Consider the following 24345-nt stretch of genomic DNA (forward strand, 5'->3'; position numbering starts at 1 on the left):
TCTTTATTTTTATTTGCTAGGTTTAAGATAGACTTTCTAAAATGGTTTGGTAAATATTATCTGCAAGATCAGAACCGGTTTGGAGGAGTTTGAGTCCCTTACCGTGGTATTCTTGGACAAAGTCTTGGTCCTTGATTCCTGAAATGTTGATCAAGACATTAAGCCAAGCCCCTTGAAGGCCAGCTTTAAGATTCAGAGCAGCTACCCCTAGGTCACTCGCCGCATTGGTGTTGGACTTGCCAACAGCATCTTTGGTGGTTTCAAGAGCCTCAACGATGAGCTCCATCATAGAGAAAGGAGATACTGTCGCATGTTTCAAAGCTTTTTGCATGGCTTCACGACGAGCAGCTTTCTCTTCTTCCGTTTCTTTTGGAAGATCAAAGACAGCTGATACGACGTTGAAGGCTTCTGTATCCTTGTCGATGGCTTCTAGTAATTGGTCTTGGAGGTGAGCGCTTTTTTCGTGAACCGCTTTGATGTGGTCTTCAAATTCTGCGTATTTTCTCTTTCCAATGGTCAGTTCACAGACCATTTTTGTAAGGGAAATCCCATTTGCAGCGGATAGGGCAGCAGCAGAACCACCACCTGGAGCTGGAGCATCCGAACCAAGGACCTTGGCAAACTCCGTAATACTTAAGTCAACTAGTTTCATAGAACTCCCTTTCTAACCCAACAAGTGATTTTCCAAGACTTGTTTGCTGTAGTCAAAGTCTTCTAATTGTAAGTAGTATTCAGCAGAGTCGATCAAAGCCTTAGCAGGAGCCAGTCCAATGAGTTCTGTTCCGATGATGCGAACACCATAGCGTTGCGCTTCGAAACGAACGGTTTCCACAACACGATACAATGGGAATTGTTCCAAGTTGACCATGTTGATGGAGACTTGGGCGATGTTGCGATCTTCTAGCATGACACCGATCGCTTTACAGTATTTGTATCCACCGCTTGATCCACGAATGATTTTAGAAATCTTATTGGCAATCTCTAGGTCGTCTGTGTCAAGGTTGATATTGAAAGCAACTAGTGGCATACGGACACCGACAGCTGTAACCCCTGCAGTTGGGTGAATCTTGCGTTCACCGTAGTCTGGCTTCCAGTCTTCTTCCAACAATTTTTCTGGCATTCCTTCAAATTGTCCTTTACGCACTTTGGCCAAGTTCTTCCGTTCTGGGCGAGTTGCAGCATCTTCATAAAGGAAGATTGGAATACCTAATTCACGATTGATGCGTTCGGCTACTTTATTAGCGATCTCAACGCATTCAGCTGTAGTGATATCTTTAACGGGAACGAATGGACAAACGTCTGTTGCTCCCATACGAGGGTGTTCGCCTTCGTGCTTGGTCATATCAATGTTTTCAGAAGCGTATTTCACCAATTGGAAAGCCACTTCTTGAATGCTTTCTTCATCCCCAACGAGTGTAAAGACGCTACGGTTGTGACTGGCATCAGACGAGTAGTCTAGTAAAGTGACACCTGGAATACTTTTTGCTGTAGCTGCTAATCCGTCGATCACAGCCTGATTGCGTCCTTCAGAGAAGTTTGGAATACACTCAACAATTTTTGCCATATGATTACCTCTTTTTATAGGAGAAGTTGGGGAGGAAGAGTCTTTGTATTTCCTCCCCTTTCTCAGTTTTTATTTTTTGATGTTAAAACAATTTTTGAACGGCTTCTTTGACCAAATCTTCATCTGCCAGATACGGAATGGTGATGTGGTCTGTTCCTGCATGGAGACGGTTGTACTCGATCGCTGTTTCAATGGCATGGTTATTCCGTGCCCAGTTCCGGCGAGCAACCCCACCCATAGTGTCCCAGGCAATGGCAGATTTAATGATTTCATCGATCCGGTGGCTACCGTCTAGAACGAGACCAAATCCACCGTTGATGGCTTTACCGATACCAGTACCACCACCGTTGTGGAGGGCAACGAGACTCATACCGCGAGCAGCGTTACCAGCGTAACATTGAACCGCCATGTCACAAGTGACGTTCGAACCATCTTTGATGTTTGATGTTTCACGGAATGGAGCATCTGTACCAGATACGTCGTGGTGGTCACGTCCGATCATGACCGGTCCGATCTTGCCTTGGCGAATGAGTTCATTGAATTTCAAAGCAATGTTGACACGGCCCATACAATCTTGATAGAGGATACGTGCTTGTGTACCAACCACCAGTTGGTTCTTTTCCGCATCGCGAATCCAGTTGTAGTTGTCGCGGTCTTGGTAGCGACGAGTTGGATCGATCGCTTCCATGGCTGCATGGTCAGTTGCAATCAAGTCTTCGTGTTTACCGCTGAGGCAGACCCAACGGAATGGACCATAACCATAGTCAAAGAGCATAGGTCCCATGATATCTTCTACATAAGATGGCCAAATGAAGCCGTCTTTGTCATCGAGACCATTCTTAGAAATTTCCTTGATGCCTGAGTCGTAAACAGATTTCATGAAGGCATTACCGTAGTCGAAGAAGTAAGTACCTTTAGCTGTCAAGGCTTTGATCACTGCAAAGTGACGAGCCAAGGTTTCATCAACCAAACGGCGGAAGGTTTCTTTGTCTTCTGCCAGCAAACGTGTCCGTTCTTCAAAGCTAATGCCAACTGGGCAATAGCCACCATCATAAACGTTGTGGCAAGAGGTTTGATCAGACAAGAGATGAACATGGACTTGATGTTCGTTGACATATTCGAGCAAGTCTACGATATTACCATGGTAGGCAATCGAAGTGGATTCACCAGCTTCCAGTGCTGCTTGAGCCAATTTCACAGCTTCTTCTGCACTGTCTGTCACTTGGCTAATCCAGCCTTGAGAGTGACGAGTTTCGATCCGAGAGCGGTCTACTTCTGCAACGATGGCAACCGCTTTTGCGATTTCAGCTGCTTTCCCTTGAGCTCCGCTCATTCCACCGAGACCAGATGAAATAAAGAGTTTACCGGTCAAGTCGCCATCATCAGGCACACCGAGTTTGAGACGACCGGCATTGAGAAGGGTGTTGAAAGTACCGTGAACGATCCCTTGAGGACCAATGTACATCCAGCCACCAGCCGTCATCTGACCGTAGTTGGTCACTCCCATCTCTTCAGCAATTTCCCAGTCGCGCATGTTGTCATACTCACCGATCAAGAGACCGTTGGTAATGACGACACGAGGAGCTTCTGGTTTCGATTTGAAGAGGCCCAGAGGGTGACCCGATTCAACCACCAAGGTTTGGTCTTCTGTCATGACTTCCAAGTATTTCTTGATCAAGTTGTATTGCATCCAGTTGGCACAGACAGATCCTGTTTCCCCATAAGTGACCAATTCATATGGATAAAGAGCAATTTCAAAGCTCAAGTTGTTGTCGATCATGACCTGCATAGCCTTAGCAGCTGTGCATTTTCCTTTGTACTCATCAATTGGTTTTCCATAGATCCGATCTTTTGGACGGAAGCGATAGCCATAGATCCGACCGCGAGTTTTTAGTTCTTCCAAAAATTCTGGGATCAACTCTTGGTGGAATTTTTTAGGAATGTAACGCAAAGCATTTTTAAGGGCAATTTCAGTCTGAGCTTGCGTTAAGCGGAAGCCTCTATCAGGTGCACGACGGATGCCTTCTTGAAAAGTCGCCTTTTCAGGTAGGACATCAAAGTCAAGTTTGACAGACATAGCAGCTGCAATTTCTTTCTCGTCTATAAATGACATAGCAGAACCCTCCTTATAGTTGGACTGTGAATTTATATTTTCTTTATTGTATCGAAGAAACGTCAATAAAGAGTCAAAAAAAAATATAATTTTTAATAAAGCAAAAAAAAATGAGGGAAAAACTTTTTGACTTTTTTTTGACGCTTTTCCTGTAGAATTGTAAAATGAATAACAATGGAAATAGAAAGGAATGTTTCATATGTCTGCTGATATCCTATTAACCCACTTTAACCAATTGTTTTGTCCGAATGATCTGGGTCATCCTCTCTATGGCAAGGAGATGGCAGAAGCGCAAATCCTTTCCGATGCTTATATCGCTATTAAGGATGGAAAAATTCTTGCAGTTGGGACAGGTCAACCAGATCCAGAACTGATTGATGACCATACGGAAGTGAAATCCTGTGAAGGAAAAGTTGCGACTCCTGGCCTGATTGACTGCCATACCCACTTGGTCTATGGAGGTAGTCGTGAACATGAATTTGCGAAAAAATTAGCGGGTGTTTCTTACTTAGACATCCTCGCCCAAGGCGGTGGAATTCTGAGCACGGTTCGGGCGACACGGGAAGCTTCTTTTGACAATCTCTATGACAAGTCCAAACGACTGTTGGATTACATGTTGCGTCATGGGGTGACTACTGTCGAAGCCAAGAGTGGCTATGGTTTGGATTGGGAAACTGAAAAACGCCAGTTGGATGTTGTGGCTGCATTGGATCGGGATCATGAAATTGATCTGGTATCAACCTTTATGGCAGCCCATGCGATTCCCACAGAGTACAAGGGCCGTTCCCAAGAATATTTAGATCTCATTGTGGAGCAAATGCTTCCCAAAGTGAAGGAAGAAAAGCTAGCTGAGTTCTGTGATATCTTCTGTGAAAAAGGTGTCTTTACAGCAGATGAATCTCGCTATCTTCTTTCAAAGGCTAAGGAGATGGGCTTCAAGCTACGGATCCATGCCGATGAAATCGAATCCATTGGTGGTGTTGATGTGGCGGCTGAATTGGAATCTACTAGTGCAGAACACTTGATGGTGATTACCGATGAAGGCATTCAAAAATTAGCTGCAGCAAAAGTGATTGGAAATCTTTTGCCTGCTACAACCTTCAGCCTCATGGAAGATACCTATGCACCGGCTCGTAAGATGTTGGACGCTGGGATGGCCATCACCCTAACAACGGACAGCAATCCAGGGTCTTGTCCAACAGCCAATCTCCAGTTTGCCATGCATCTGGGTTGCTTCATGATGCGCCTAACTCCAGTAGAAATTCTCAATGCAGTGACCATCAATGCAGCCTATTCAGTAGATCGTGCTAAAACAATCGGCTCTTTCGATGTTGGCAAACAGGCTGACATTACCATCTTTGATGCACCAAATCTAGATTATCTCTTCTATTTCTTTGCGACAAATCTAGTGACAGATGTCTACAAGAAAGGTCAAAAAGTCATTTAACCTACTCCATTTCATTTGGGACTTTGCTGGTTTGCAAAAATCAGCAAAGTCTTTTTTTAAAACCTATCCCTGTAGGGAATGGAACCACTTTAGTGGGAAATTAAAATTTGACGTTCAAAGAATATTTTTCTTACTTTCTGATGTACAAAAAGGGAAATTCTTGATAGAATAGAAGTAATATTGAATATTTTCTTCAATATCATCTGTTTGTCGTGAAAACAGATTGTTTAAACTATTGATCAAACGAACAGGTTGTTCAACAGACCTGTCTAGAAATTGTGAGGAGACAAGATGACTGTCGATTATAACAGCAAAGCTTACTTGGATAAAGTAGACGCTTGGTGGCGTGCAGCCAACTACATTTCAGCTGCTCAAATGTACTTAAAAGATAACCCGTTGTTGAAGCGCGAAGTCGTTGAAAACGACTTGAAGGCTCACCCAATCGGACACTGGGGAACTGTACCAGGGCAAAACTTTATCTATGCTCACTTGAACCGTACCATCAACAAATATGACTTGGATATGTTCTACATTGAAGGACCAGGTCACGGTGGACAGGTAATGGTATCGAACTCTTACTTAGATGGTTCTTATACTGAATTGAATCCAAATATCCCTCAAAATGAAGAAGGTTTCAAACACTTGTGTAAGATCTTCTCATTCCCAGGAGGGATCGCTTCTCACGCGGCGCCTGAAACACCAGGATCTATCCACGAAGGTGGAGAACTTGGTTATGCCCTTTCTCACGCTGCAGGTGCTGTATTGGATAATCCAGATGTGATTGCTGCCACAGTTATCGGTGATGGTGAAGGTGAAACAGGTCCATTGATGGCAGGATGGTTGTCAAATACCTTCTTGAACCCAGTCAACGATGGGGCTATCCTTCCAATCTTCTACCTCAACGGAGGGAAGATCCACAACCCAACGATCTTTGAACGCAAAACAGACGAAGAATTGGCCCTCTTCTTTGAAGGTCTTGGATGGAAACCAATCTTTGCAGACGTAACCGCTATTTCTGACGACCACGAAGCTGCACACGCTTTGTTCGCTGAAAAATTGGACGAAGCAATTGAAGAAATCAAGAAAGTCCAAGCAGAAGCTCGTAAAGGTTCTGCTGAAGAAGCAACTCAACCAGTATATCCTGTCTTGATTGCTCGTATTCCTAAGGGTTGGACTGGTCCAAAAGCATGGGAAGGAACACCAATCGAGGGTGGATTCCGTGCGCACCAAGTTCCAATCCCAGTAGATGCTCACCACATGGAGCATGTCGATGCCCTTCTTTCATGGTTGGAATCTTACCGTCCAGCTGAATTGTTCGACGAAACTGGAAAGCTAGTTCCTGAAATTGCTGAAATTGCACCAAAAGGTGACCGTCGCATGGCGATGAACCCAATCACAAATGCTGGTGTGATCAAACCAATGAACACAGCTGATTGGAAGAAACATGCCCTTCAATTCAACACACCAGGTGAAATCATGGCTCAAGACATGATCGAATTTGGTAAGTATGCGGCAGACTTAGTAGATGCAAACCCAGATAACTTCCGTATCTTCGGTCCAGACGAAACCAAATCAAACCGTCTTCAAGAAGTCTTCACTCGTACAAGCCGTCAATGGTTAGGACGTATGAAACCAGACTACGATGAAGCCTTGAGCCCTGCTGGTCGTGTCATTGACTCTCAATTGTCAGAGCACCAAGCAGAAGGAATGCTTGAAGGATATGTCTTGACAGGTCGTCATGGCTTCTTCGCTTCTTACGAATCATTCCTTCGTGTTGTGGATTCTATGATCACTCAACACTTCAAATGGTTGCGTAAGTCTAAGACCCATACAACATGGCGTAAAAACTACCCAGCCTTGAACTTGATTGCAACTTCAACTGTCTTCCAACAAGACCACAATGGTTACACTCACCAAGATCCAGGTATCTTGACTCACTTGGCTGAGAAAACTCCTGAATATATCCGTGAGTACTTGCCAGCAGATACCAATAGCTTGCTTGCAGTGATGGATGAAGCCTTCAAGGGAGAAGATGTAATCAACTTGATCGTTTCTTCTAAACACCCACGTCCTCAATTCTATTCAGCAGCTGAAGCAGAAGAATTGGTTCGTGAAGGATACAAGGTGATCGATTGGGCATCAACTGTTTCAGCAGATGAAGAGCCAGATCTTGTTATTGCAGCCGCAGGTACTGAGCCAAACTTAGAAGCTCTTGCAGCCATCACAATCTTGCACAAGGCCTTCCCAGAATTGAAGATCCGCTTTGTCAACGTTGTGGATATCTTGAAATTGCGTCACCCATCCGTTGATGCGCGTGGACTTTCAGATGAAGAGTTCGACAAAGTCTTCACAACTGATAAACCAGTCATCTTTGCTTTCCATGGTTACGAAGGCATGATCCGTGATATCTTCTTCAACCGTCACAACCATAACCTTCGTGTACATGGTTACCGTGAAAACGGGGATATCACCACACCATTTGATATGCGTGTGATGTCTGAGTTGGATCGCTTCCACTTGGCACAAGATGCAGCTAATGCAGCTCTTGGAGATGCAGCAAGCGCATTTGCAGCGAAGATGGATGAAACAATCGCCTTCCACCATGACTACATCCGTGAAAACGGAGACGACATTCCAGAAGTTCAAAACTGGAAATGGGAAAACGTGAATAAATAAGAAAAGAGAGTGGGACAGAAATCGGTAATTCGTTAGAATTCGATTTCGTCGTCCCACCTCCGCACAGTTGAGTAGGGCTGTAAAAGCTGATGAAATCAGCGTAGTAGAGCCCACTCAACCACTGCGTCTTGCTCGACAATCCAAAAATAATTGAGAGGCTAGGACTTTTGTCCCAGCCTCTTTTGTGAGAAACAGCAAGTAACAAAAGGAAGAGGATGAGAATAGATGTTCGGAAATCAAGCGTTTTTCTAATAAAATTGTAAGAGTTTCTAGGAAAATATTGAAGTAAAACCGAAAAAATAGTAAAATGGAAGAGCTGATTGCAGCAAATCAACTGTTCTGCATTCTCCTTTTTGGAGAAGTGTTCTACATTAGAAAATGGAGTATTCTATGAAGAAAAAAATTATCTTGAAAAGCAGTATCCTAGCGGTCGCTGCGGGTCTTAGTGTTTTTGCGATCAATAGCGTTTTTGCAGACGAATTGCCCGTACAGTTCATGGGCGTTAATGACTTCCACGGTGCCTTGGAACAAACAGGGACAGCTCGTTTAGAAGGCGAAACTGTGAAAAACGCAGGAACAGCCCCACTTTTGGCAACCTATTTGAACGATTCGCAAAAAGACTTTGAAACGGAGAATGCCGGAACGCCTAATGCCAGCATCCGTGTGCAAGCGGGAGATATGGTCGGCGCTAGTCCAGCCAACTCTGCCCTCCTTCAAGATGAACCAACTGTAAAAGTCTTCAATGAAATGAACTTTGAATACGGAACCCTTGGAAATCACGAGTTTGACGAAGGACTTGGTGAATTCAACCGGATCATGAAGGGAGAAGCCCCAACACCTGGTCAATTCAATAAGATCGTCGATGAATATCCTCATGAAGCTTCTAAACAAGAAGTCGTGATTGCCAACTTGGTCGACAAGGATACCAACAAAATCCCATTTGACTGGAAACCTTATACCATCAAAGAAATCCCAGTCAATGACAAGACAGTTAAGGTCGGATTTATCGGGGTTGTTACGACAGAATTCCCAAATCTTGTCTTGCGCAAAAATCATGAACAATACCGTGTTTTGGATGAAGCAGAATCGATTGCTAAATATGCGCGTGAATTAAATGACCAAGGGGTTCATGCGATTGCTGTCTTGGCCCACGTTGCTGCCACTAGTAAGAATGGTGTAGCAGAAGGTCCGGCTGCAGAAATGATCAAAAAATTAAACCAAATCTATCCTGAAAACTCAGTGGATATCGTCTTTGCAGGTCATAACCACCAATATACAAACGGGATGGTTGGAAATACCTTGATCGTTCAAGGTACGTCTCAAGGGAAAGCCTACTCGGATGTCCGTGGAGTCCTAGATACAGATACAGCTGACTTTGTTAAAGCTCCAACTGCTAAGATTATTGCGGTAGATCCATCGAAAGGCAAAGCAAAAGATGCCAAGGTTCAAGCGATCATCGATGATGCCAATGCGACGGTTAAAAAAGTAACAGAAGCAAAAATCGGTACAGCAGACAAGGCTGAAAATATTACCCGTGAATTGAATGCACAAAAAGAAAGTGCTGTTGGAGATTTGGTCACAGCAGCGCAACTAGATATTGCCAAAAAATCAGGTTATCCAGATGTTGACTTTGCCTTCACCAACAATGGAGGAATCCGTGCAGACCTCGTGGTGAAACCAGACGGAACAGTAACTTGGGGTGCAGCTCAAGCAGTACAACCATTTGGAAATATCCTCCAAGTAGTAGAAATCACTGGGGACCAAATCTACAAAGCTTTGGACCAACAATATGATGAGAAAGAGCTTTACTTCTTGCAAATGGCAGGGATCAAGTACACCTATACGAAACCAGCTGATGCAACGGAAGAAAATCCATATAAGGTCGTGAAAGCATACAAGGCAGACGGGACCGAAATTGATCGCAACAAGACCTACAAGGCGATTATCAACGACTTCTTGTATGGTGGCGGAGATGGCTTCTCAGTCTTTCGTGATACAAAATTGATCGGTGCGATTAATCCAGATACTGAAGTCTTTATCCAGTACATCGAAGATGTGAATAAGGCAGGGAAGAAATTATCTGCTTCAATCTTGGGCAACAAGACCTTTGTGGAAAAAGTGGAAGAAGAAACACCAACTCCAGAACCACAACCACAACCTCAACCAACTCCAGAACCACAGCCAGCGCCAGTTGATCCAGTAAGTCCTGTAAATCCAGTTCATCCTGTAGCTCCAGTGTCTCCTGTTACCCCAACTCCTCAACCTGAACCCCCAGTAACTCCAGCGCAACCAGCTGCAATTGAAACAAAAGAAGTGGCAACAAACAAACCAGTTGCTGTCACTTATCATACGGGTGGACAAACAGAAGTAGCTGCTACACCAGCAACTGGTCTTCCAAAAACAGGTCAAGATGAATTGGCTTCAACCGTCCTTAGCCTCTTTGGCATGACCTCACTAGCTTTAGCAGGATTTGTAGCCAGAAAAAAACGTGAAGGCTAAGTCGTTCATCCGTTAACTTACCTTAAAAAACGTCCGTTCTATAAAGAAACGGACGTTTTTGATGTCTTAGGCTGTTTTCTCCACCCAGACACTGCGGACAAAGAAGAGGCTAATCAGAGCTAGTGCTAGAAAGGCAACTCCAATGTAATAATAGGGTTGATCCATTGTAGTAGATCGACCAGAGAGGTTAACAATCCCTCGGTAGAGGGCTCCGGCTGTGAGCGTAGCCACTCCTGAATTCCAAAGATTGAGGCTCAGGCGAGAGAAGCCTTTTACCATCAACTGTAGAAGCACTAGTAGGGCGCCACCCATCAAAGGAATCAAGAAGAGGTAGTGCATGAAGGCAGAGGTTTCGCCAAAACTAAAGTGTTCGTAGATACGACTTCCGACAAAGAAGAAAGCCGAGATAAGAATGTACCATAGGATGGTCTTTTTCAAGCGTTTTTTGATAGGATTAGTAACCGATGTAGACAATGTCACTCACCGCCCTTTCTGAGATAGTACCATTTGTTGTTGGTTTGTTAATAACTTGGCCATTGAAGTAAAGTGTAGAAGATCCACCCCCATCCAGGTTGTAAGCTGTTTTAACGCCATAAGACTTCATAACTTCGGCTAATTGGTAGAGAGATAGCCCTTCACTTTCTGAAGTCCGTCCATCTGACACGACGATAATGTAGTGATTTTCATCGATGATTCCAATCGCTGTCCGTGGATTAGACGCCATAGATTGCCCGACCTCTGAGTTGGTATCGACGGTAATTTCTCCATTTTCAACTAAGGAAGGACCGAAAGCGAGGAGATTGACGACCCCGTCTTTGACCAATTGATCCGCTGAGATCTCATCTTCATAGATAATTTTGAAGGATCCATCCTTGTAAATGGCTAGGTCACCATTGCTTGAATCTTCCCGAACGGTATCACGGAAGACCACTCCATTTCGGATGACGTATCCTGTACTGTTAGCCCCGTAATAGTCACCATTCACTGCTAGAATGACACTGTTGTTGGCAGCTGTGACAGAGGTCTTAGCCGTCACGTTGGTTCCGTAAGTATTTTGTGCAAAGGCTGTTTTGAGGTAGTCAGATGAGCTGACTGTGATATCTGCAATGTAAACCTGGGTATTTTCAACCGTTTTTTCTGTTAGGCTTACCTGGATATTGTCATCTGAATAGCTAGTATCAGTCGTTGTAGCCGATGCAGCTGCTTTTTTGGCTGCCTTGGTGTCCGTAGTCGTAGCTTTTACGGTTTGGATGGCATCGGATAAGACAAAGGTCTTGAGCATAGAGTAGCTAAAACTGCTGGTCAAAAGAAGGCCAAAGCAGGCAGCATAGGTGTAGGATTTTTTAAAGAATTTCATGGTGGGGAGCAGTCCTTTCTTTGAAGATCACTTTTTTCTGGATCACCCATGAGACCAGAAAGAGGAGGAAGCCGACGACAATCTTACTGATCAGGAGATTGAGCCCGAAAGCAGTATAGAAGAGTCGAATCAAGAGCGTATCGAGAATAAAGAGGCCAAGAGCTAGACCAAAGTAGCCACTTCCAGTTTTAGCGACACTGTCTTTATTCTTAAAGACCAGGTGCTTATTGGTTGAGTAGTTAAAGATGGAACTCGTCACACGAGCGATCCCATTCGCTAGGAGAATACGTAGACTAATGGGCACGGCCATCATCACGAAAAGGAAGAAGGCGTAGACCAGATAGTCAACGATAAAACTACTCAGAGAGGAGAGGGCAAACTTGAACATGTCCTTGTAGATCATGAGGCCATCTCGAATAGGTCGGAAGTGGGAGCCTTCGTTGTCATTGATGTAGACCGTCTCGATGGGAACTTCCACGATGGGGAAGGACTTGCTTGCTGCGAGGAGAACATTCATTTCATATTCATAACGCTGACCGTCAACCTCAAGCATGAAAGGCAAGAGATTCGTAGTGAAAGCCCGTAAGCCCGTTTGGGTATCGCTGACCGCCACCCCTGTTTGTTGCTTAAACAAGAAACGAGTCAATTTATTTCCGAAAGCAGAACGCAAAGGAACTTTTCCAGAGAAGGCGCGGGCTCCTAGAATAAGTGTTCCAGGATGCTCTTGAGATTGGTTAACAACCCTGAAAATATCCCAAATTTTGTGCTGACCGTCTGCATCAGCTGTAACAATGCTTCCATAGGTGCCTCTTTCTAGGATGTAGGCATAAGCAGTCTTGAGTGCTTGTCCTTTTCCTTGGTTGTGCTCATGAGTCAGAACTGTCGCAAGACCCTCTAATTTGTCAAAGATCACTTTCTTGTCAGCGTCACTCCCATCGTCGATGACGATGATGTGGAGATCGCTCTTAGCGTGAACCAAGCGAACCAGTTTGACAAGATTCAGATCCGGTTGATAGGCGGGGATGATAAGATAATTCATAATCGTTCCTCGTTTCTTGAGATTTGTTGTAGCTAGTATAAAGACTCAAGCTTAAAGCTAACTGATATCAGTTTTCTTTAAGGAAAGGAGAGGAAGAGTGGGAATAGTTTCTTCTATAAAATGTCATTTTTTAGGACATTTCTTTCTTTTTTCTCGAAGGGGACGTCCAGAATCATTTTTTAAATCCTAAAGATAATTCTTGCCTTTGTTCGCAAAGTCTGGTATAATAGTTTCTTGTGAGTAAACCTCACTTACCCCTTGCAAAGACAGGGGGTCATTAGTCCAAAAGGAGGAACATTATCAATGGCTAAATACGAAATTCTTTATATTATTCGTCCAAACATTGAAGAAGAAGCTAAAAACGCTTTGGTAGCACGTTTCGATTCTATCTTGACTGACAACGGTGCAACTGTTGTTGAATCAAAAGATTGGGAAAAACGTCGTCTTGCATACGAAATCCAAGATTTCCGTGAAGGACTTTACCACATCGTAAACGTTGAAGCGAACGACGCTGTAGCTCTTAACGAGTTCGACCGTCTTTCAAAAATCAACGGTGACATTCTTCGTCACATGATCGTAAAAGTTGACGCGTAAGAAATCATCCGAGGTGACTTATGATTAACAATGTTGTACTTGTCGGTCGTATGACCCGTGATGCTGAACTTCGCTACACTCCAAGCAATCAAGCAGTTGCTACATTCAGCCTAGCTGTCAACCGCAACTTCAAGAGTCAAAATGGAGAGCGCGAAGCCGATTTCATCAACTGTGTGATCTGGCGTCAGCAAGCAGAAAACTTAGCCAACTGGGCTAAGAAAGGTGCTTTGATTGGGATTACCGGTCGCATTCAAACACGTAATTACGAAAACCAGCAAGGTCAACGTGTTTATGTCACTGAAGTCGTAGCAGACAGCTTCCAACTATTGGAAAGCCGTGCAGCACGCGAAGGGCATGCAGGTGGTGGCTATTCATCAGGCAACGGTGGTTTTGCTGGAAATGCAACCCCAAGCTTTGGTGGATCTGAACCAAGCAATGCAGCGCCAAACTTTGGTCGTGAAGAAAATCCATTTGGAGCGAATCCAATGGATATCTCAGACGACGATCTTCCATTCTAAGAATGGGTTTAACGAATTAAAACTATAAAGGAGAATTAAACATGGCTCAACAACGTCGTGGCGGATTCAAACGCCGTAAAAAAGTTGATTACATCGCAGCAAACAAAATCGAATATGTCGATTACAAAGATACTGAGCTTCTTAGCCGTTTCGTTTCAGAACGTGGGAAAATCCTTCCTCGTCGTGTAACTGGAACTTCAGCGAAGAACCAACGTAAAGTAACAACAGCTATCAAACGCGCTCGCGTAATGGCTTTGATGCCTTTCGTAAACGAAGATTAAAAAAAAGACCCGTTAGGGTCTTTTTTTCATGAGCTTGAAGACAAGAGAGCGAATTAAGACCCTAACGGATCTTTTTTCACGAGCCTAGAAATGTAAGAGCGAGTTGAGGTCCAGTGGACCTCTTTTTCAGACCCTTTTGGATCTTTTTTGCGAGCATAGAAATATGATAGTGAGTTAGGTCCGTGTGAAGCTCTTTGACCTTTCCCAAGCTCTAATTATGCTATAATGATGGGGAGAAAGGTATCAAGGAGCGCAACATGAAGGAAGGTGTAATCATCAGGAGGATGATAAAGGCAGATATTGAGCACATCTCTCAAGCCTTTATCCACCAAGGGTGGCCAGGTAGAGAGGATATCTTGACTAGCTATTTTCAAGAGCAGGAGAATAGAGAGAGGGACGTATTAGTAGCTGAGTCGGATGGATTTGTGGCAGGCTATATCACTATATTGCCTGCTGCCAAGCACGGCCCTTTCGTGGGAGTCTATCCTGAACTATCTGATTTTAATGTTTTTGAACCATTTAGAAATCGAGGGATTGGGAATCAACTCTTAGAGGAGGCAGAAAAAAGAGTCCGGCTACTATCAGAGATTGTTACTTTAGGGGTTGGTTTACACTCGGGTTATGGCCCAGCTCAAAGACTGTATGTCAAACGGGGCTATATCCCAGATGGATCTGAGGTTTGGTTTAGTGATCACCCCTTAGCCCCTTACAGTTCTTGTGAAAACAATGATGACTTAGTCCTCTATTTTTCAAAAAGATTGAACAGGGAAATACAGTAAAACAAAAACGGATGAAAACTTCATCCGTTTCTTTTTAGCGACGAGTTGCGGGTGCTGTGCTCGAACTTTTAATATTAAAGCGTTTCTTGAGGTAGAAGCGAAGGACAAGTGCTAAAGCTCCTAAAACGATGGCAAGGACATCTGGAATAGTTGGGTTGAGAACCTGTGGGAGTAGGGAAGTAAAGGACAAGACAATGACCCAAAGGAACATGACTCCAACAAGAATCGGCATGGATTTCCAAAGAGAGGGACGCTCGCTGCGATCTTTGGTGCCATCCATATACTGATAGAAGAAGTAGTACATGAGATACAAGAGCAGGGCCCCTGTCAAACTTCCAAGAATCAAGGTGATCAACCCATAGCCAGTACGACGCGGTGCGACCAAGTTCATAAAGGCGCTAATCGCAGCAAAAACACCAAAGATAAAGAGGAAGGAATCCAAAATCATGAGAGAGGGAGCATCGTTTAATTTCGGATGCTCTTTTTCATAGCGTTCTTTCTCGCTGAAAGAATTCGCCCATACAGTTGGAGCTCCAAAAAGGGTCCGTGCCGGAATTCCTTTTCCTTGGTTTTCATGGATAGCTGGAAGAATTTCTTGGATGAGGCTTTCTGCTTCTTCCTCTGTCTTTCCGTTTTCAAGCAATTGGTGTTTGGCGATCCGGATAAATTCTTGATTTTTCTTACTAAGTTGATGAAGGTCGGTTTGAGACATAGTTACTCCTTTGATGTACAAGTTTGGTTAGAACCATTTTTTATGGATGAGGTAGACGACGAGAGACCCGGTCAGGGCAAAGGCGATGAAAATAATCAGCCAGAAGGCATGGGGTTCGCCATTGAGCGGAAGCTCATTGTCCTTGAAGTTCATCCCGTAGGCCGAAAAGATCATGGTCGGAATGGACATGACAATGGTGACGAGGGCTAGGGTCTTCATGATATTGTTCTGGTTGTTGGAGATGATCGATGCGAAGGTATCGGTCATGGAGTGCAGGATATTTCCATAAATATCTGCCATCTCGATGGCCTGCTGGGTTTCGATCAAGGTATCTTCCAACAGATCCTCGTCTTCTAGGTATTTCTTGATGTTACTAGTAGCACTGGTCAATTTCTTGATCACGCGCTCATTGGTTTTCAGAGAGGCCTTAAAGTAGACGATAGTTTTTTCCAACTCCATCAACTCAATCAGCTCTTCATTACGCGTTGATTTGTGCAATTGGCTTTCAATCTGTTCGCTTTTGCGATCCAAGGTACGAAGCGCAGACAAGTAAAGTTCGGCGTTACGATAGAGGATCTGAAAGATAAAGCGCGACCGCATAAAGGTATAGAAATTCCGCAAGCGTCGGTTGATAAAGATATCTAGAAGTGGCAATTTCTCCAAGCAGGTCGTGATGATAGCCTCTTCTGTCAGGATAATCCCTAGCGGAATCGTCACGTAGTAGGTCTGATTGTTCCGCTCTTCCTTGATGGGAACGTCGACGATGATCAAGGTATACTCATCTTCGATGGTCATACGGGACATTTCTTCCGCATCGAGTGGTGCCCGTAAGTCTGCAATATCAATATTAAAAGCAGAGGCGATTTCCATCGATTCACTTTGAGAAGGGTTAACAAGGTTGATCCAGCTACCGGGTTCCAGCGTCTCTATTTCCTTAAATTCAGTCGTTGTCGATAAAAAGACCTGTTTCATGGTGCCTCCCCTTGTTTTTTTACACCTTAACATTATATCAGAAAAAGGACGGTTTTGGATAAAAGAATACTAAAAAATTTGTTATAATGGAGGTTAACAAAAAGGTGATTAGAGTAAGAACATGCAAGATAAAATTGTCATTCATGGGGCACGCGCCCATAATTTAAAAAATATAGACGTGGAAATTCCACGGGACAAATTGGTCGTGGTGACGGGTTTGTCTGGTTCTGGAAAGTCCAGTCTGGCCTTTGATACCCTCTATGCAGAAGGTCAGCGCCGCTATGTGGAGAGCTTATCGGCCTATGCCCGGCAGTTCTTGGGAAATATGGAAAAACCAGATGTGGACTCCATTGACGGCTTGAGTCCAGCTATTTCCATCGACCAAAAAACGACCAGTAAAAACCCCCGTTCTACAGTAGGGACGGCAACAGAGATCAATGACTACTTGCGCTTGCTCTATGCACGTGTAGGGACGCCTTATTGTATCAACGGGCATGGAGCGATTACAGCTTCTTCGGTTGAGCAAATTGTCGATCAAGTCTTAGAATTACCAGAGCGCCAACGCCTGCAAATTCTAGCTCCCATTATCCGCAAGAAAAAAGGCCAGCACAAGAATATCATTGAAAAGGTGCAAAAAGACGGCTATGTCCGGGTGCGGGTCGATGGTGAGATCTATGATGTGACAGAGGTTCCAGAACTATCTAAAAGCAAGCAGCACACGATTGAAGTAGTTGTGGACCGAATCGTGATCAAAGAGGGCATCCGCTCGCGGCTCTTTGATTCGATTGAAGCAGCTCTTCGGATTGCGGATGGTTATGTGGTGATTGATACCATGGATGGCAAGGAATTGCTCTTTTCTGAGCATTATGCTTGTCCAGTCTGTGGCTTTACCGTTCCTGAATTAGAGCCCCGCCTCTTTTCTTTCAATGCGCCTTTCGGATCTTGTCCAGACTGTGATGGGCTGGGTATTAAGCTAGAGGTAGACTTGGATTTGGTGGTGCCAGATGATCGCTTAACCCTTCGCGAAGGAGCACTTGCTCCTTGGAATCCGATCTCCTCCAACTACTATCCACAGATGTTGGAGCAGGCCATGATCCATTTTGGAGTTGATATGGACCGACCTTTTTCCGATCTTTCTCAAGAAGAAAAGGACTTGGTCCTCTATGGTTCAAATGGCAAGGAATTCCACTTCCACTATGAAAATGAGTTTGGTGGGGTTCGGGATATTGAGATTCCTTTTGAAGGGGTCGTAAACAACATTCACCGTCGTTTCCGTGAGACCAATAGCGATTTTACCCGCAACCAAATGCGCTCTTATATGAACGAATTGACCTGTGCGACCTGCCATGGCTACCGTCTCAATGACCAGGCTCTCTCTGTTCGTGTCGGAGGAGAAAAGGGGATGCATATCGGGGAAGTGTCAGATCTATCGATTGCGGACCACTTAAAAGCCGTGGACCAGCTGGTCTTAACGGACAATGAAGCTACGATTGCAAGACCGATCCTAAAAGAGATTAAGGATCGCTTAACCTTCTTAAACAATGTGGGGCTCAATTACTTGACCCTGTCACGATCGGCTGGGACCTTATCAGGTGGAGAAAGCCAGCGCATTCGCTTGGCAACCCAGATCGGTTCCAACCTCTCTGGTGTCCTTTACATCTTGGATGAGCCGTCTATCGGCCTCCATCAAAGGGACAATGACCGCTTGATTGCCAGTCTCAAGAAGATGCGCGATTTAGGCAACACCTTGATCGTCGTCGAACATGATGAAGATACCATGAGAGAGGCAGACTACCTGATCGATGTTGGCCCAGGTGCCGGTGTCTTTGGGGGAGAGATCGTTGCAGCAGGAACTCCAAAGCAGGTGGCTCGCAACAGCAAATCCATCACGGGTCAGTACTTGTCCGGCAAGCGCAAGATTCCGGTTCCAACAGAGCGCCGTTCGGGGAATGGTCGCTATATTGAAATAACAGGAGCAAGTGAGAATAACTTACAAGACATCACAGCGCGCTTTCCTCTAGGAAAATTCATCGCAGTCACTGGAGTTTCCGGTTCTGGAAAATCGACCTTGATCAATGGCATCTTGAAAAAAGCCATCGCTCAAAAGCTCAACCGCAATTCGGAAAAACCAGGGAAATACAAGACGATTCAGGGGATTGAGCATATCGATCGCTTGATCGACATTGATCAAAGCCCGATTGGTCGGACTCCTCGTTCCAATCCAGCGACCTATACAGGCGTCTTCGATGATATTCGCGATCTCTTTGCTCAGACCAATGAAGCCAAAATTCGGGGCTATAAAAAAGGCCGCTTTAGTTTCAATGTCAAGGGCGGGCGTTGTGAAGCCTGCTCAGGAGATGGGATTATCAAGATTGAAATGCACTTCTTGCCAGATGTCTTCGTCCCTTGTGAGGTCTGCCATGGACGTCGTTACAATAGTGAGACCCTCGAAGTCCACTACAAGGAAAAAAATATTGCAGAAGTGCTGGATATGACGGTCAATAAGGCAGTTGAATTCTTCAAGCACATTCCAAAAATTGAACGCAAACTCAAGACCATCCAAGATGTGGGCTTGGGCTATGTAACGCTGGGGCAACCAGCGACCACCCTTTCAGGTGGGGAGGCGCAACGGATGAAGTTGGCTTCTGAATTACACAAGCGCTCTACAGGCAAATCCTTCTATATCTTGGATGAACCTACGACCGGACTCCATACCGAAGACATTTCTCGCTTGATCAAAGTCTTAGAGCGATTTGTGGATGATGGCAATACGGTCCTTGTGATTGAGCACAATTTGGATGTCATTAAGACAGCAGATCATATCATCGATTTAGGACCCGAAGGCGGTGTCGGTGGCGGAACTATTATTGCGACCGGAACACCAGAAGAAGTAGCAACAAATCCTGCTAGCTACACAGGACAATATTTGAAAGGAAAATTACAATGAATCAACGGATCAGCAACTTAAGAAACAAAATGAAAGCCCAAAACCTCAAAGCGGTATTGATTAACAATTTGAAAAATGTTTATTATTTGACCAATTTCTGGGGTTCAAACGGGACTGCTTTGGTGACAGAAGAACGCGTGGTCCTCTTTACGGATTCGCGCTACACCATCCATGCTCATGCGACTTGTTTCCCCTTTGTAGAGATTGTGGAAACTCGCGATGAGTTGACTGCAGCTGCAGAGATCGTTAAGGATCTTGGAATCAAAGAACTTGGTTTTGAGGACGAAGTGACGGTGGCCTACCATGCCCGCATGGCTTCTGTTTTTAGTGGCATCAGCCTTCAATCCCTAGCGAACTTTGTGATGGAATTGCGCTTGATTAAAGATGAAACTGAGATTGCGGCCATTAAAAAAGCTTGTAGCATCTCTGACCAAGCCTTCCATGATATTTTAGACTATATCAAGGTAGGGAAAACGACAGAGTTGGAAGCAGCGACTTTCCTCGACTTTAGAATGCGGGAGTTGGGAGCTTCTGGTGTATCTTTCGATATTATTTCAGCAGCTGGTGAACGTTCTGCGATGCCTCACGCGACTCCAAGTGATCGGGCCATTTCAGCAGGAGATGCCTTGACCCTTGATTTTGGTTGCTTGTATGACCACTATGTCAGCGATATGACACGGACCATCTATGCGGGTCATGTCAGCGACAAGGAAAGAGAAATTTACGAAACCGTTTTGAAAGCCAATCAAGCCTTGATTGCTGCGGCTAAAGATGGACTTGGCTTCCGTGATTTTGATAAAATTCCACGTGATGTGATCGAGGCAGCCGGCTATGGTCAATACTTCACGCATGGAATCGGTCATGGAATTGGGCTAGATATCCACGAAGAACCATACTTCAGCCAAACGTCTAAAGAAGCGATTCAAGCAGGGATGGTTTTAACAGATGAGCCTGGGATTTATATTGAAGGCCTCTCAGGTGTGCGGATCGAAGATGACCTCTTGATCACAGAAACAGGCTGTGAAGTCTTGACTCTTGCTCCTAAAGAATTGATTGTCCTATAAAATAGACAGTATTTTCTTAACCCCTGTGTAACAAACAAAGATAAGAAAAGAGGCCTATGAAAAAACGAAGTGTAATAGTTGGAATTCTTCTAGTAGTCCTGCTATTTGTATTTGCTCCTTCTGCCCATGCTGGTGTTGGTAATACAGATAGTGGTGGCAGTAGCTTGATTGATTCAGGTGGTGGTAGCAGTTGGTCCGATAGTGGCAGTAGCTGGTCCGATGGCGGAAGTAGTTGGTCTGGTGGCAGCAGCTGGTCTGGTGGATCCAGTAGCTACAGTTCTAGTTCTGGAACAGACTCTGGTGGTGTAGTGGCAGTTTTTGCTATCGTTGGATTGATTGGATTTATCTATAATATTGCAAAAGAGGCTAATGATAGTGATGAATCATTCTCTTCAAATAGTGGTCCAAAACGGACAACCGAAGAGCGGGCCGGTCGACCAATTGAAAACAACTATGAAGCGATTCGCCGCATCCGTAAACTGGATCCAATGTTTGATGAAGACCGCTTCTTGTCGCAAGTCAAGCTGGTTTATCTTCAATTGCAGTCTGCTTGGACAGAAAAAGATTGGAATTCCGTACGGAATTTAGAAAGTACGAGTCTTTATGAGCAGCACTTGACGCAGTTACAAGAACATATTCGTGCCAAAACAACCAATGTTCTAGAGCGCGTGCGTGTGGAAGATTCAAAGATCAAAGACTTTATCGAAAATCCAGAAGGTAATGACCGCATCGAAGTCATTCTGTCATCGACGATGAGAGATTACATCCGAAATGATGAAACGGGCCGTGTGATCGAAGGGGATCCAACCAAAGATCTCTTTACCGTTTACCGCATGGTCTTCCTCCGTGAACATGGAGCTCAGACAGAGATCATTAAGAATTCAGAAGTCGTTAGTGATCATTGTCCGAACTGTGGTGCGCCATTGACGATTGATTCAATCGACAAGTGTGAATATTGCCAAGCATCCTTGAAGCACAATCCAAAAGATTGGGTCTTGGATGTCTACGAAGTTGTGGATGAAATTGAATTCTACAGATAGGAGAATGTATGGGATTTATTAAAGCAGCCCTTTCAGCGGGCATTTCAAGTTTTCAAGATAGTAAATTTAAGGAAGCCATTACCTTGCCAGAAGCTGTTCCAGCAACAGCTTTGGCCATTAAGGGACAGCTCTTGACCAAAGATCCAGATGGGCGCTCTCGCCAGAGCAACCAAAATACAGGTCTATTGACAGATGGCTCTGTTGTCATTGTTCCTCAAGGCTATGTTGCTCTCTTGGTCAATAATGGAACTTTTCTAGGAGACCTTCTAGAAGCAGGAAGCCACGAATGGCAAGCCGGTGAAAATGCCTGGTTGTTTGAAAAGGGGGGCGTTAAAGGAACGTGGGATCAGTTCAAGAATCGTTTCTCATTTGGAGGCCAAGTGGTCACCCAACAAGAAATTATTTTTGTGCGGATGCAACCTTTTACAGGAAATAAATTTGGCACTCAAAATCCAGTCGAGTACTTTAGCGACCGTTACCAACAACTTCTTAGCATTCGTTTTTATGGTCTTTATGATGTTAAAGTAGCAGATCCTGTACTCTTTTACATCAGTGCAGTTAGTCGCCAAATCACTGCAGATAAGCCGTTTACCTTGGAAGATGTGGCTCAGGGCACCTTGCGCCAAAATCTGGCACCAAAAATTGCAGTGGCCATTTCAAAATATACGGCTGAAAATAAGGCGGATATTTACAATATCAATGCGGACCAAGACGTCTTCAATGAAGTAGCAAAACGCGAAGTCAATAAAACGTGGACAGAATTATATGGTATCGAATTAACCAATGTCCTCATCGAAGATTTGAGCTACGATGCAGACAGTATGGCCAAGGTCAATAAACTGGACAGTGAATTGGCAGCGATGAAGTACAATACCATTGAAATCGAAGAACGTCGTGCTCGCAATGAAGCCTTGGTCGCAGCTGCTAAAAATGAAGGTGGCAATGGCATGAACATGATTATGGGGATGAACTTGGGTCAAGCCCTTGGCAATGACCTTCAAAAACAAGCTTCTCCAGCGCAAGACAAGCCTCATACCTTCTACATTGAAGTAGATGGAAAATATGTCCATGTCACCAAAGATGCCGATGGCAATATTGTGCCTGTGGACCAATAAGGAATAGTGAAGATGGAGTTGGAGATATAGAGATTCTAAGGACTCGTTCCGGCAATCTCTCTCCGCCTTCTAGCCTTCCTAAAAAGAGAAAATTGCTGTTTGAGAAAAATCAAATAGTGTGTTACAATAAAGAGTAATCTATTTTTAAAAAAGAGGTAATAAAACATGATCGAAGCAAGTAAATTGAAAGCTGGTATGACTTTTGAAACAGCTGACGGAAAATTGATCCGCGTTTTGGAAGCTAGCCACCACAAACCAGGTAAAGGAAACACTATCATGCGTATGAAATTGCGTGATGTCCGTACTGGTTCAACATTTGATACAAGCTACCGTCCAGAAGAAAAATTTGAACAAGCGATTATCGAAACTGTTCCAGCTCAATACTTGTACAAAATGGATGATACAGCCTACTTCATGAACACGGAAACATATGACCAATATGAAATTCCAGTTGTGAACGTAGAACAAGAATTGCTTTACATCCTTGAAAACTCAGAAGTAAAAATTCAATTCTACGGAAGCGAAGTCATCGGTGTAACAGTTCCTACAACTGTTGAATTAACTGTTGCAGAAACTCAACCATCTATCAAAGGTGCTACAGTGACTGGTTCTGGTAAACCTGCTACAATGGAAACTGGTTTGGTCGTAAACGTTCCTGATTTCATCGAAGCTGGACAAAAATTGGTCATTAACACTACTGAAGGAACTTACGTTTCTCGTGCATAAGAGACATCTCAGGGTGTCAAATAGAAAGGAACTTCTATGGCAACTGAACAATTTGGTGACATCGTTATTGCACCACGTGTATTAGAAAAAATTATTGCGATTGCGACAGCAAAAGTAGAGGGTGTCTATTCGCTTGAAAACAAGAGTGTTTCAGATAGCTTATCCAAACGCTCCCTTGGACGTGGCGTCTACCTTCATACAGAAGAAGATGGTCAAGTTTCAGTAGACATCTATCTCTATTTAGAATACGGAGTGGCTGTACCATCTGTCGCTGTAGCCATTCAAAAAGCGGTCAAGTCAGCAGTTTATGATATGGCAGATGTAACCTTGGATGCTGTCAACATTCACGTTGTCGGTATCGCAACGGAAAAATCTCCAAAACCAGACTTGAAAGACTTGTTTAATGAGGACTTCCTCAATGACTGATGAAATTTTATTAGAATCACGTCGAGATTTGCGTGAGCGCGCCTTCCAAGCCTTGATGGCCTTGGAATACGATGGAGACATTGTTGAAGCTTGTCGCTTTGCTTATCTACATGACAAGGACCTAGCAGAAGACAAAGAAGTCGATCTTCCTGCCTTTCTCATGAATCTCGTGACGGGTGTCTATCAGTCAAAAGATCAACTAGACCAACAAATCGGTCAACATTTGAAAACCGGCTGGACTGTTGAGCGCTTGACCTTGGTAGAGAAAAACATCCTTCGTCTGGGAATTTATGAAATGACAGAGTTTGATACACCACAGATCGTCGCAGTCAATGAAGCGGTGGAATTGGCCAAGGCCTTTTCGGATGAAACCTCTTCACGATTTGTCAATGGTGTCCTCAGTCAATTTGTGACAGAAGAATAAGTAAAAAGGGAGTGGGAAAGAACTCCAACTAGTTAAAAGAGTTCGTTTTCCC

Annotated in this window: 22 protein-coding genes; 14 read left to right on the plus strand and 8 right to left on the minus strand. The window is 44.2% G+C overall.

Features of this window, described 5'->3' with window-relative positions; genetic code table 11:
- Positions 1-22: 22 nt before the first annotated feature.
- The 3 genes from RDV49_RS04060 to hutU all read right to left on the minus strand — a co-directional run bounded on the left by RDV49_RS04060 (position 23) and on the right by hutU (position 3677).
- Positions 23-652 (minus strand): cyclodeaminase/cyclohydrolase family protein, encoded by a 630-nt coding sequence (locus RDV49_RS04060; RefSeq protein WP_003008643.1) that lies wholly within the window; start codon positions 650-652, stop codon positions 23-25.
- Between the two features lie 12 nt (positions 653-664).
- The gene (gene ftcD, locus RDV49_RS04065) at positions 665-1564 is read right to left on the minus strand and encodes a glutamate formimidoyltransferase (protein WP_003008641.1); all 900 of its coding nucleotides are present in this window, start codon (positions 1562-1564) and stop codon (positions 665-667) included.
- A gap of 82 nt (positions 1565-1646) precedes the next feature.
- Entirely contained in the window at positions 1647-3677 is a 2031-nt protein-coding gene (hutU, locus tag RDV49_RS04070; RefSeq protein WP_003008639.1) for a urocanate hydratase, read from the minus strand.
- Positions 3678-3876: 199 nt separating this feature from the next.
- Between hutU and hutI the strand changes: the two genes are divergently transcribed.
- The 3 genes from hutI to RDV49_RS04085 all read left to right on the plus strand — a co-directional run bounded on the left by hutI (position 3877) and on the right by RDV49_RS04085 (position 10299).
- Positions 3877-5124 carry an imidazolonepropionase gene (hutI, locus tag RDV49_RS04075; protein WP_037608072.1) on the plus strand — a complete coding sequence of 416 codons (1248 nt, stop codon included), beginning with the start codon at positions 3877-3879 and terminating at the stop codon, positions 5122-5124.
- A 291-nt stretch (positions 5125-5415) separates the two neighbouring features.
- Positions 5416-7800, plus strand: coding sequence for a phosphoketolase family protein (locus tag RDV49_RS04080; RefSeq protein ID WP_003008634.1), 2385 nt, complete (start codon positions 5416-5418; stop codon positions 7798-7800).
- A 390-nt stretch (positions 7801-8190) separates the two neighbouring features.
- Positions 8191-10299, plus strand: coding sequence for a surface-anchored 5'-nucleotidase (locus tag RDV49_RS04085; protein WP_037608069.1), 2109 nt, complete (start codon positions 8191-8193; stop codon positions 10297-10299).
- A gap of 66 nt (positions 10300-10365) precedes the next feature.
- Here the strand turns inward: RDV49_RS04085 and RDV49_RS04090 are convergent, their stop codons facing one another.
- The 3 genes from RDV49_RS04090 to RDV49_RS04100 are packed head-to-tail and all read right to left on the minus strand — an operon-like array spanning position 10366 to position 12695.
- Positions 10366-10773: a hypothetical protein gene (locus RDV49_RS04090; protein ID WP_003008629.1), complete on the minus strand. Its 408-nt coding sequence runs from the start codon at positions 10771-10773 to the stop codon at positions 10366-10368.
- Positions 10754-11656, minus strand: coding sequence for a phosphodiester glycosidase family protein (locus RDV49_RS04095; RefSeq protein WP_003008628.1), 903 nt, complete (start codon positions 11654-11656; stop codon positions 10754-10756). The genes RDV49_RS04090 and RDV49_RS04095 overlap by 20 nt, the downstream gene beginning before the upstream one ends.
- The gene (locus RDV49_RS04100) at positions 11643-12695 is read right to left on the minus strand and encodes a bifunctional glycosyltransferase family 2/GtrA family protein (protein WP_003008625.1); all 1053 of its coding nucleotides are present in this window, start codon (positions 12693-12695) and stop codon (positions 11643-11645) included. The genes RDV49_RS04095 and RDV49_RS04100 overlap by 14 nt, the downstream gene beginning before the upstream one ends.
- Before the next feature lie 303 nt (positions 12696-12998).
- Between RDV49_RS04100 and rpsF the strand changes: the two genes are divergently transcribed.
- The 4 genes from rpsF to RDV49_RS04120 all read left to right on the plus strand — a co-directional run bounded on the left by rpsF (position 12999) and on the right by RDV49_RS04120 (position 14867).
- Positions 12999-13289 carry a 30S ribosomal protein S6 gene (gene rpsF / locus RDV49_RS04105; RefSeq protein WP_003005040.1) on the plus strand — a complete coding sequence of 97 codons (291 nt, stop codon included), beginning with the start codon at positions 12999-13001 and terminating at the stop codon, positions 13287-13289.
- A gap of 20 nt (positions 13290-13309) precedes the next feature.
- Positions 13310-13807 carry a single-stranded DNA-binding protein gene (locus tag RDV49_RS04110; protein ID WP_003008622.1) on the plus strand — a complete coding sequence of 166 codons (498 nt, stop codon included), beginning with the start codon at positions 13310-13312 and terminating at the stop codon, positions 13805-13807.
- A 41-nt stretch (positions 13808-13848) separates the two neighbouring features.
- The gene (rpsR, locus tag RDV49_RS04115) at positions 13849-14088 is read left to right on the plus strand and encodes a 30S ribosomal protein S18 (RefSeq protein ID WP_000068664.1); all 240 of its coding nucleotides are present in this window, start codon (positions 13849-13851) and stop codon (positions 14086-14088) included.
- Between the two features lie 257 nt (positions 14089-14345).
- Entirely contained in the window at positions 14346-14867 is a 522-nt protein-coding gene (locus tag RDV49_RS04120; protein ID WP_003008620.1) for a GNAT family N-acetyltransferase, read from the plus strand.
- Between the two features lie 34 nt (positions 14868-14901).
- On the opposite strand, the gene RDV49_RS04125 is transcribed toward RDV49_RS04120, so the two are convergent.
- Both RDV49_RS04125 and RDV49_RS04130 read right to left on the minus strand, forming a co-directional pair.
- The gene (locus RDV49_RS04125) at positions 14902-15579 is read right to left on the minus strand and encodes a DUF1129 domain-containing protein (RefSeq protein WP_003008618.1); all 678 of its coding nucleotides are present in this window, start codon (positions 15577-15579) and stop codon (positions 14902-14904) included.
- A gap of 27 nt (positions 15580-15606) precedes the next feature.
- The gene (locus RDV49_RS04130; RefSeq protein ID WP_003005422.1) at positions 15607-16551 is read right to left on the minus strand and encodes a magnesium transporter CorA family protein; all 945 of its coding nucleotides are present in this window, start codon (positions 16549-16551) and stop codon (positions 15607-15609) included.
- A 121-nt stretch (positions 16552-16672) separates the two neighbouring features.
- On the opposite strand from RDV49_RS04130, the gene uvrA reads away from it, so the two are divergent.
- The 7 genes from uvrA to nusB all read left to right on the plus strand — a co-directional run bounded on the left by uvrA (position 16673) and on the right by nusB (position 24293).
- Entirely contained in the window at positions 16673-19498 is a 2826-nt protein-coding gene (uvrA, locus tag RDV49_RS04135) for an excinuclease ABC subunit UvrA (protein ID WP_003008614.1), read from the plus strand.
- The gene (locus tag RDV49_RS04140; protein ID WP_003008612.1) at positions 19495-20562 is read left to right on the plus strand and encodes a M24 family metallopeptidase; all 1068 of its coding nucleotides are present in this window, start codon (positions 19495-19497) and stop codon (positions 20560-20562) included. The genes uvrA and RDV49_RS04140 overlap by 4 nt, the downstream gene beginning before the upstream one ends.
- A gap of 56 nt (positions 20563-20618) precedes the next feature.
- Positions 20619-21602, plus strand: coding sequence for a TIM44-like domain-containing protein (locus tag RDV49_RS04145; protein WP_003008610.1), 984 nt, complete (start codon positions 20619-20621; stop codon positions 21600-21602).
- Between the two features lie 8 nt (positions 21603-21610).
- Positions 21611-22717, plus strand: a complete 1107-nt coding sequence (locus tag RDV49_RS04150) for an SPFH domain-containing protein (protein WP_003008607.1) — start codon at positions 21611-21613, stop codon at positions 22715-22717.
- A gap of 165 nt (positions 22718-22882) precedes the next feature.
- On the plus strand, positions 22883-23443 hold the full coding sequence (gene efp, locus RDV49_RS04155; RefSeq protein ID WP_003005479.1) for an elongation factor P: 561 nt from the start codon (positions 22883-22885) through the stop codon (positions 23441-23443).
- Between the two features lie 36 nt (positions 23444-23479).
- Positions 23480-23869, plus strand: a complete 390-nt coding sequence (locus RDV49_RS04160) for an Asp23/Gls24 family envelope stress response protein (RefSeq protein WP_003005404.1) — start codon at positions 23480-23482, stop codon at positions 23867-23869.
- Positions 23862-24293 (plus strand): transcription antitermination factor NusB, encoded by a 432-nt coding sequence (gene nusB / locus RDV49_RS04165; protein ID WP_003008602.1) that lies wholly within the window; start codon positions 23862-23864, stop codon positions 24291-24293. Before RDV49_RS04160 ends, nusB begins: the two co-directional genes overlap by 8 nt.
- Positions 24294-24345 lie beyond the last annotated feature (52 nt).

It is taken from the genome of Streptococcus parasanguinis, assembly GCF_031582885.1.
In the GTDB taxonomy this organism is placed as follows: Bacteria; Bacillota; Bacilli; order Lactobacillales; family Streptococcaceae; genus Streptococcus; species Streptococcus parasanguinis_M.

Coding starts and splice junctions, on each gene's coding strand:
- RDV49_RS04085 (WP_037608069.1), top strand. CDS start 8,191: ATGAAGAAAAAAATTATCTTGAAAAGCAGTATCCTAGCGGTCGCTGCG.
- RDV49_RS04130 (WP_003005422.1), bottom strand. CDS start 16,551: ATGAAACAGGTCTTTTTATCGACAACGACTGAATTTAAGGAAATAGAG.
- RDV49_RS04140 (WP_003008612.1), top strand. CDS start 19,495: ATGAATCAACGGATCAGCAACTTAAGAAACAAAATGAAAGCCCAAAAC.
- hutU (WP_003008639.1), bottom strand. CDS start 3,677: ATGTCATTTATAGACGAGAAAGAAATTGCAGCTGCTATGTCTGTCAAA.
- RDV49_RS04160 (WP_003005404.1), top strand. CDS start 23,480: ATGGCAACTGAACAATTTGGTGACATCGTTATTGCACCACGTGTATTA.
- uvrA (WP_003008614.1), top strand. CDS start 16,673: ATGCAAGATAAAATTGTCATTCATGGGGCACGCGCCCATAATTTAAAA.
- hutI (WP_037608072.1), top strand. CDS start 3,877: ATGTCTGCTGATATCCTATTAACCCACTTTAACCAATTGTTTTGTCCG.
- RDV49_RS04110 (WP_003008622.1), top strand. CDS start 13,310: ATGATTAACAATGTTGTACTTGTCGGTCGTATGACCCGTGATGCTGAA.
- rpsR (WP_000068664.1), top strand. CDS start 13,849: ATGGCTCAACAACGTCGTGGCGGATTCAAACGCCGTAAAAAAGTTGAT.
- RDV49_RS04060 (WP_003008643.1), bottom strand. CDS start 652: ATGAAACTAGTTGACTTAAGTATTACGGAGTTTGCCAAGGTCCTTGGT.
- rpsF (WP_003005040.1), top strand. CDS start 12,999: ATGGCTAAATACGAAATTCTTTATATTATTCGTCCAAACATTGAAGAA.
- RDV49_RS04120 (WP_003008620.1), top strand. CDS start 14,346: ATGAAGGAAGGTGTAATCATCAGGAGGATGATAAAGGCAGATATTGAG.
- RDV49_RS04080 (WP_003008634.1), top strand. CDS start 5,416: ATGACTGTCGATTATAACAGCAAAGCTTACTTGGATAAAGTAGACGCT.
- RDV49_RS04125 (WP_003008618.1), bottom strand. CDS start 15,579: ATGTCTCAAACCGACCTTCATCAACTTAGTAAGAAAAATCAAGAATTT.
- RDV49_RS04100 (WP_003008625.1), bottom strand. CDS start 12,695: ATGAATTATCTTATCATCCCCGCCTATCAACCGGATCTGAATCTTGTC.
- RDV49_RS04150 (WP_003008607.1), top strand. CDS start 21,611: ATGGGATTTATTAAAGCAGCCCTTTCAGCGGGCATTTCAAGTTTTCAA.
- nusB (WP_003008602.1), top strand. CDS start 23,862: ATGACTGATGAAATTTTATTAGAATCACGTCGAGATTTGCGTGAGCGC.
- ftcD (WP_003008641.1), bottom strand. CDS start 1,564: ATGGCAAAAATTGTTGAGTGTATTCCAAACTTCTCTGAAGGACGCAAT.
- RDV49_RS04095 (WP_003008628.1), bottom strand. CDS start 11,656: ATGAAATTCTTTAAAAAATCCTACACCTATGCTGCCTGCTTTGGCCTT.
- RDV49_RS04145 (WP_003008610.1), top strand. CDS start 20,619: ATGAAAAAACGAAGTGTAATAGTTGGAATTCTTCTAGTAGTCCTGCTA.
- efp (WP_003005479.1), top strand. CDS start 22,883: ATGATCGAAGCAAGTAAATTGAAAGCTGGTATGACTTTTGAAACAGCT.